Genomic DNA, 207 nt, shown 5'->3' with positions numbered 1-207 from the left:
GGGTCATGATGGATTCGAACCATCGACCAATTGATTAAAAGTCAACTGCTCTACCAACTGAGCTAATGACCCGCTCAAAACATATTTTAAAAGCTTACATGCGTGAATCCGCCGATTAGATATTTTATAGAATGGTGGGTCATGATGGATTCGAACCATCGACCAATTGATTAAAAGTCAACTGCTCTACCAACTGAGCTAATGACC

1 tRNA gene is annotated in these 207 nt (G+C 40.6%); it reads right to left on the bottom strand.

The features are described 5' to 3' along the window. Positions 1-72: transfer RNA gene (locus KZZ04_RS21070), tRNA-Lys, on the bottom strand. Positions 73-207 lie beyond the last annotated feature (135 nt).

Origin of the sequence: Pseudoalteromonas sp. CR1 (assembly GCF_019392235.1) — a bacterium.
In the GTDB taxonomy this organism is placed as follows: Bacteria; Pseudomonadota; Gammaproteobacteria; order Enterobacterales; family Alteromonadaceae; genus Pseudoalteromonas.
This window is presented reverse-complemented; position numbering and strand designations above follow the sequence as displayed.